The organism is Allobosea sp. (genome assembly GCF_036675845.1).
In the GTDB taxonomy this organism is placed as follows: Bacteria; Pseudomonadota; Alphaproteobacteria; order Rhizobiales; family Beijerinckiaceae; genus Allobosea.
The window spans coordinates 1-6,433 of record NZ_JAKFED010000184.1; the positions used below are offsets into that span (position 1 = coordinate 1).

General features: G+C 68.8%; 7 protein-coding genes. 5 read left to right on the forward strand and 2 right to left on the reverse strand.

What is annotated here, in order from left to right:
- Positions 1-124 precede the first annotated feature (124 nt).
- The 4 genes from V6M56_RS20165 (at position 125) to eda (ending at position 4,227) form a co-directional block, all read left to right on the forward strand.
- Positions 125-880 (forward strand): ABC transporter ATP-binding protein, encoded by a 756-nt coding sequence (locus tag V6M56_RS20165; RefSeq protein WP_332686332.1) that lies wholly within the window; start codon positions 125-127, stop codon positions 878-880.
- A gap of 195 nt (positions 881-1,075) precedes the next feature.
- Positions 1,076-2,584: a glucose-6-phosphate dehydrogenase gene (gene zwf, locus V6M56_RS20170; protein ID WP_332686334.1), complete on the forward strand. Its 1,509-nt coding sequence runs from the start codon at positions 1,076-1,078 to the stop codon at positions 2,582-2,584.
- Positions 2,581-3,270, forward strand: a complete 690-nt coding sequence (pgl, locus tag V6M56_RS20175) for a 6-phosphogluconolactonase (protein WP_332686336.1) — start codon at positions 2,581-2,583, stop codon at positions 3,268-3,270. Before zwf ends, pgl begins: the two co-directional genes overlap by 4 nt.
- Before the next feature lie 312 nt (positions 3,271-3,582).
- Positions 3,583-4,227, forward strand: coding sequence for a bifunctional 4-hydroxy-2-oxoglutarate aldolase/2-dehydro-3-deoxy-phosphogluconate aldolase (eda, locus tag V6M56_RS20180; protein ID WP_332686338.1), 645 nt, complete (start codon positions 3,583-3,585; stop codon positions 4,225-4,227).
- A 111-nt stretch (positions 4,228-4,338) separates the two neighbouring features.
- Here the strand turns inward: eda and V6M56_RS20185 are convergent, their stop codons facing one another.
- On the reverse strand, positions 4,339-4,908 hold the full coding sequence (locus V6M56_RS20185; RefSeq protein ID WP_332686340.1) for a DUF2239 family protein: 570 nt from the start codon (positions 4,906-4,908) through the stop codon (positions 4,339-4,341).
- A gap of 102 nt (positions 4,909-5,010) precedes the next feature.
- Here V6M56_RS20185 and V6M56_RS20190 point away from each other — a divergent pair, with 102 nt between their 5' ends.
- The gene (locus V6M56_RS20190; RefSeq protein ID WP_332686342.1) at positions 5,011-5,346 is read left to right on the forward strand and encodes a GIY-YIG nuclease family protein; all 336 of its coding nucleotides are present in this window, start codon (positions 5,011-5,013) and stop codon (positions 5,344-5,346) included.
- A gap of 193 nt (positions 5,347-5,539) precedes the next feature.
- Here V6M56_RS20190 and V6M56_RS20195 read toward each other — a convergent pair.
- On the reverse strand, positions 5,540-6,433 hold an 894-nt coding region (locus V6M56_RS20195), incomplete at its 5' end, for an NAD(P)/FAD-dependent oxidoreductase (RefSeq protein WP_332686344.1).

A 6,433-nucleotide genomic window follows, 5' to 3' on the forward strand; every position in this document is an offset into this window, starting at 1 on the left:
GCTCCGTCATTCCGGCCGGAGCGAAGCGGAGCGCCGGAATCCATCGTAGGACTCCGGCGCTCTACGATGGTTTCCGGAGCGGCGCTGCTGCGCAGCTTGTCCGGAATGACGGCGGGGTTCCGGCATGACCACGCAACCCGCCATCTCCGTCGAAAAGCTGAACGTCTCCTTCGGCGACTCCCATGTCGTGAAGGATCTCTCCTTCACCGTCGCGCCCGGTGAGAGCTACGGCATCGTCGGCGAATCCGGCTCCGGCAAATCGACCGTGCTGCGCGTGCTCGCCGGGCTCAACCGCGACTGGAGCGGCGGGGTCGATATCCTCGGCAGGCGCCAGCCGAAAATCCGCGACAAGGCGTTCTACCGTGCCGTGCAGATGGTCTTCCAGGACCCTTACGGCTCGCTGCATCCGAAGAAGACGGTCGACGACACGCTGGCCGAGCCGCTCGCCATCCACGGCCTGCGCGACGGCGAGGCGAGGATCTCCCGCGCCATGGAGGATGTCGGCCTTCCGACCTCGTTCCGCTTCCGCTTTCCGCACCAGCTCTCCGGTGGCCAGCGCCAGCGCGTCGCCATCGCCCGCGCCCTCGTGCTCGAGCCGACGATCCTGCTGCTCGACGAGCCGACCTCGGCGCTCGACGTCTCGATTCAGGCCGAGGTGCTGAACCTGCTGCAGGCGCTGCGCCATGAGCGCAAGCTGACCTATATCCTGGTCAGCCACGACCTCGCCGTCGTCGGCCATATGTGCGAGCGGCTGCTGGTCATGCAGTTCGGCCGCGGCGTCGAGGAGATGAGCGCCGCAACGCTCGCCGCGCGCACGCCGCAAACCGCCTATGCGCAGCAATTGCTGACCGCGAGCGAAGGGTTTCGGCGGGCGGGATAGGATGCCACGTCATGCTCGGGCTCGACCCGAGCATCTCCGGACAGAGATTCCCGGGTCTGCGCTTCGCTACGCCCGAGAATGACGGCATAGCAGCGCCTCACGCAAAGCGTTTGGCAAGCCGCTCCCTTTGGTCGCATTGTCGTCGCAGGATTCGGCTCGACTGGAGCATCGAAACGGGTAAGGAGCCGCCCCCGCATGGACGCCATTGCCGAACGCCTGCTGAAGCCGGAAGCCGCGCCCGAGCGCACGCCGGTGCCGCCCTTCGATCTGGTGATCTTCGGCGCAGGCGGCGATCTTGCTCTGCGCAAGCTCTTCCCGGCGCTGGCCCAGCGCAACGAGGAGGGCGTGCTGCCGGCCGAGAGCCGCGTCATCGGCATCGTCCGCAAGCCCGAGGATGTCGAGGGCATCCCGAACGAGATCGCCGCCAAGCTCGCCACTGCCGGCCTGTCGCAGGAGCGCATCGCAGCCTTCCGGCAGCGGCTGACCATGGTGCTGCTCGACGCCGTCAAACCCGAAACCTATGGCGCCCTGAATAAGGCGCTGGGAGAATCGCAGCGCGTCCGCTCCTTCTATCTCTCGACGCCGCCGGACCTGTTCATCCCGATCTGCGAGAACCTCGCAAGCGCCGGCATCCTGACGCCGACCTCGCGGGTGATCCTGGAGAAGCCGCTCGGGCATAACCTCGCCTCGGCCCGCGCCATCAACGACGCCGTCGCCCGCATCCTGCCCGAGAGCCGGACCTACCGGATCGACCATTATCTCGGCAAGGAGACGGTGCAGAACCTGCTGGTGCTGCGCTTCGCCAACACGCTGTTCGAGCGTTCCTGGTCGGGGCGCGACATCGACAATGTCCAGATCACGGTCGCCGAGACGGTCGGGCTCGAATCCCGCGCCGGCTATTACGACAAGGCCGGGCACCTGCGCGACATGGTCCAGAACCATGTCCTGCAACTGCTCTGCCTCTTCGCCATCGAGCCGCCGAACCTGCTCGAGGCCGATGCGGTGCGCGACGAGAAGGTCAGGGTGCTGAAGGCGCTGCGGCCGATCGTCGGCCCGGACGTGCAGCGCTGGACCGTGCGCGGCCAGTACGGGCCGGGCGCGATGGAGGGCCAGCGTGTCCAGGGTTATGCCGAGGAACTCGGCCATGCCAGCAACACCGAGACCTTCGTCTCGATCCGCTGCGAGCTCGACACCTGGCGCTGGGCCGGCGTGCCGATCTATCTGCGCACCGGCAAGCGCATGGCGCAGCGCTATTCCGAGATCGCCGTCACCTTCAAGCCGGTGCCGCATTCGATCTTCGGCAATCCTGGCGATTGCGGCCGCCTCGACGCCAACCGCCTGATCATCCGCCTGCAGCCCAATGACGGCGTGCAGATGCAGCTGATGATGAAGGTGCCGGGCTCCGGCAAGCTCAAGATCGTGCCGCGCCAGCTCGATTTGCGCTACGAGACCGCCTTCGACGTGCGCACGCCCGACGCCTATGAGCGCCTGCTGACCGATGTCATCCGCGGCGACCAGACCCTGTTCATGCGCCGCGACGAGGTCGAGCAGGCCTGGACCTGGATCGACCCGATCCTCGCCGGCTGGCAGGAATACTATCCCCAGCCGCACCGCTATGCCGCCGGCTCCTGGGGCCCGTCGCAGTCGATCGGCCTGATCGAGCGCGAGGGCCGCTCCTGGGCCGATCCGGAGCTTTCCGAATGAGCGCCGCCGGCCCGCTCCTGCGCCATCGTTTCGAGACGCTGGCCGATGCCTCGGCGGCGCTGGCCGAGGCGGTCGCTGTCAGGCTGCGGGCGTTGATCGCCGGTCAGGGCAGGGCGCTTCTCGCCGTGCCCGGCGGCTCGACACCGGCGCGTTTCCTCGCCGCCCTTGGAAGGCACGATCTCCCTTGGGAGAAAGTCACGCTGCTGCCGACCGATGAGCGCTTCGTCGCTCCTGGCGACCAGGCCTCGAACGAGCGCATGGTCCGCGCCGCCTTCGCCCCCCTGCGCGACGGACGCACACCCTTTGTCTCCTTCCACAATGCCGGCGACGACCTCGCTGCCGCCGCGGCGAGCCTCGACCGTTTGCTCGCCGGCCTGCCGGCGCTCGACATCCTGGTCAGCGGCATGGGTGCCGACGGCCACATCGCCTCGCTCTTTCCCGGCGATGAGCGGGCGCTTTCGGCCGGGCCGGAGGTCCATGCCATTGCCGCCAGCCCGCCGGACCTGCCGCCGCGGCTCTCGCTCTCGCCGGCCCGGCTGAAGGGCGCCGGCCATGCCGCGCTGCTGATCGCGGGCCAGGAGAAGGAGCGGGTGCTGGCTTCAGCGGTCGAGCTTCCGGGCGCCTTCCCGGTCGGCCTGTTGCTGGGCCGCCCCCAGGGGCTCGACGTCTACTGGGCGAAAGCCTAGAGCCGGATGATGTCGGATGGAATCATGGAATGATCCCATCTGACATCTGAATCCGTCTCTTACCAAAGGGTTAGAGCAGGATTCTTGCGAAAAACCGGTTTCCACTTTTTCGCATCCTGCTCTAGAGGCAGGTGGAGCTCTCCGAAACCGGGCTCGTCATTCCGGACAAGCGGCGAAGCCGCGCCGTTCCGGAATCCATCGAAGGGCGGAGTGCTCTACGATGGATTCCGGCGCTCCGCTTCGCTACGGCCGGAATGACGGGCAGGTTCAGAGGGTTGAGATCAGGCGTCACGGCGTAAGAGGAACAGCGTCATGTCCACCGAACCCGAAATCGCGCGCCTTGCCGCCTGCGGCGTCGTCCCCGTCGTCGTCATCGACGAAATGGAGATCGCCGTGCCGCTGGCCGAGGCGCTGCTCGCCGGCGGCATCGACGTCATCGAGATCACCCTGCGTCGCCCGGCCGCCATGGCGGCGCTGGAGAAGGTGGCGCGCGAGCTGCCAGAGATCCTGCCCGTCGCCGGCACGGTGGTGACGCCGGCGCAGGCCGCCGAGGTGCAGAATGCCGGCGCCCGCGCCGTGGTCAGTCCCGGCTTCACCGAGAGCGTCGACGAGGCGATGCGCCGGACCGGCCTGCCCTGGCTGCCGGGCGTGGCGACGGCTTCCGACTGCATGCGCGCCGTCGGGGCCGGGCGCCTGCATTGCAAGTTCTTCCCGGCCGAGCAGGCAGGCGGCGTGCCCGGTCTGAAAGCGCTGTCCGGCCCGTTCCCGCAGCTGAAGTTCTGCCCGACCGGCGGCGTCGGCCTCGGCAATCTCGCGAGCTATCTTGCTCTGCCGCAGGTGCTCTGCGTCGGCGGCTCCTGGCTCGTCCCGGCCGAAGCGGTGAAGAACCGCGACTGGGCCCAGGTGACGAAGCTCGCCCGCGAAGCACGCGAGAAGGTCGCGAGCCTGCGCGGCTAAGCCTCGACCGTCATTGCGAGGAGCGCAGCGACGAAGCAATCCAGGGGCCGTCGTGCGAGCCCTTCTGGATTGCTTCGCTTCGCTCGCAATGACGACGCGTGCCCTGCCTGGCTAATCCGCCCCGCCGAGGCGGCTCCAGGCCAGTTCCTGCGCATAGGTCCGGATGTCGGCCGGCCAGCCTGCCGCATGCGCGGCGAAACCCCGCTCGTCGCCGGCGAACAGGGCTCGCGACGCCTCCTCGAAGCCGGGCAGGTTGCCGGCCAGCGCCGCCATGAAGCGATAGGCGGTTTCGCGGGCGATGCGCGCCTGCGTCTCTCCACCATCGCCGCGCCGCGCCGCGTCGACCAGCCGCCTGAGCGCCTGCGAGGCGCCGCCCGGCTGCGCCGAAAGCCAGTCCCAATGCCGCGGCAGCAGGGTCACCTCGCGCGCCACCACGCCGAGCTTCGGCCGACCGCGTCCGCGCGGCTCCGTGCCGCCGAACCGCGCGAGGATCTCGGCGGGCGAGCCGCGCAGGTCGAGATCGACGATCCGCCCGGTGGCGTCGTCGAAGGTCAGCACTGTCGCGGCAGGATTCCCGGCGAGACGGCGCTGCACCGCGAGCGCGACCTCGCGGAGCGGGCCGCGTGCGAGCAGGGTCTCGCCATCGAAGGCAGCGCAGGGGCGGTCGGCGGTTTCGATCATCGGCAGGCTCCGTGGTTCCTCAGTTAATTACCCGGATAAAATGCCTTGAGTCAATATCGCCCGGGTGATATTGGCGCCGCTTGATCGCGACAGGAGAAGTCGATGCTGAACGAGGACAGGAAGGCGGCCGTGGCCGCCTATAAGGAGCGCAAGGTCGTCGCCGGGATCTATCTGGTGCACTGCCTCGCCACCGGCGAGCGCTGGGCCGGGCAGGCGCCCGATCTGGCGACGATCCGGAACCGAATCTGGTTCACGCTCCGCCACGGCGGCCATCGCCAGCGCAGCCTGCAGGCAGCGTGGAACACTCATGGCGAGGGCGCCTTCACCTTCGAAGAGCTGGAGCGGCTGGACGAGAAGGCGCTGGAGGCCGGCCGCGAGCGCGTGCTGAAGGCCCGGCTGGCGCATTGGTGCGGGGAGTTGGGGGCGGAGGGGCTGTGAGGCAAGGCGCGGGGAACCCTCTCCTGGAAGGAGAGGGCAGGGTGAGGTGTAGGCCGTCCGACCAGCGAGGCGCTGCGCTCACCGCGCAGTCGGGTTCAGGCCAACGTTTCCCCTCCCGAACACCTCACCCCTACCCCTCTCCTTCCAGGAGAGGGGATCCCGCGCCTTCTTGTCAAAGCTGAGTTTCGGCTCCTCAGGCCCGCAGCCGCTCGACCACCAACTCCGCGATCGCCAGCGACGACGTCAGGCCCGGGCTCTCGATGCCGAGCAGGTTGACCAGCCCGGGCACGCCATGGACGGCAGGCCCGTCGATGCGGAAATCGGCCATCGGCTCGGTCGGGCCATGCAGCTTCGGCCGGATCCCGGCATAGTCGGGAACGAGCGCGCCATCGGGAAGGCCCGGCCAGTAGGTCCGGATCGCCGCGTAGAACTTCTCCACCCGCGCCGGGTCGACGATCAGGTCCTGGTCATGCTCGACCCATTCGACATCGGGGCCGAACTTGACCCGGCCGGCCATGTCGATCGTCGCATGGATGCCGAGACCGGCGGCTTCCGGGATCGGATAGACCAGGTGGCTGAAGGGCTGCTTGCCGAGCAGCGAGAAGTAGTTGCCCTTGGCGAAGGACTGCTTCGGCACCTGTTCGGCCGGGAAGCCGTCGAGCCGTCCCAGCAGCCGCGGCGCGCCATGGCCGGCCGAGTTGACGACGGTGTTCACCGTATAGCTCGCCGGATCGGCGCCGCCGAAGTCGACGCTGAAACCCTCCGCCTCGCGGCGCCAGGCCAGGATCGGCGTGTTCAGCGCCAGCGAACCGCCGGCCGCCTCGCATTCGCCGAGCAGCGAGAGCATCAGCGCATGGCTGTCGACGACGCCGGTCTCGGGCGAGAGCAGGGCGATCTCGCAGGCGACCTCGGGCTCCAGCGCCCTCGCTTCGACGGCATCGACCCAGCGCAGCGAGGAGACGCCCGAGGCCTCGGCACGTGCCGCGATCGTCTCCAGTGCCGGGCGCTGGCCGGCATGCGTGCCGACGAGCAGCTTGCCGCAGGCCTTGTGGGGCAGGCCGCGCTCGCGGAGATAGGCGTAGAGCAG